We start from the raw sequence: 603 nt of genomic DNA on the forward strand, positions 1-603 counted from the left end.
CATGTTGGTGCTAATATACCTTTAGAAAAGTTGTCTTCAGGCGAGAAGAACCAAGTATCTATTTTCTTTGATCTAATTTTCAAAGCAGAAAATGGTGCAATCATTTTGATAGACGAACCTGAGGTATCTCTACACATTTCATGGCAGAAAGACCTCCTTAATGAGTTCTCTCAAATATCAAAGTTTAATCACTACTCACAGCTTATAGTAACAACGCATTCACCGGATGTGATTGGTGATGAATGGGAAAGTTCAATTGACCTCTTTGACAAGCATGTGATTGCAAAGAGTAACTAGTTATGTCGAGTTTAAGAGATGCTACCAGAGAACGTAGCGATGAAACTAAATTTAGCGCTCTGCTTTTACAGGTCCAAACTGACCACGTAGGCAATAGGATTATATTTGTTGTTGAAGGCGACTCCGATATTACTCTGTTTAACATGGTGTTGAGAAATACAGAGTTCTTTTACTGCACTCCAGCAAGTGGAAAGGCGGATGTCATAGAAGCTGTTGATAGGCTGAGGACTCGTATTTCTAATCAAGTTTACGGTATAGTCGATGCAGACTTCGACCACGTACTAGAAAAGACTTACAACGATACAT

The 603-nt window shown here is 38.8% G+C and carries 2 protein-coding genes; both read left to right on the forward strand.

The features are described 5' to 3' along the window. Positions 1–297 (forward strand): AAA family ATPase (locus tag R8O10_RS26195; protein ID WP_318192093.1); only part of this gene is annotated, 297 nt, incomplete at its 5' end. A 2-nt stretch (positions 298–299) separates the two neighbouring features. Next, on the forward strand, positions 300–603 hold a 304-nt coding region (locus tag R8O10_RS26200; RefSeq protein ID WP_318192094.1), incomplete at its 3' end, for a DUF4435 domain-containing protein.

Origin of the sequence: Vibrio sp. 1727, assembly GCF_033344415.1 — a bacterium.
GTDB lineage: Bacteria > Pseudomonadota > Gammaproteobacteria > Enterobacterales > Vibrionaceae > Vibrio > Vibrio alginolyticus.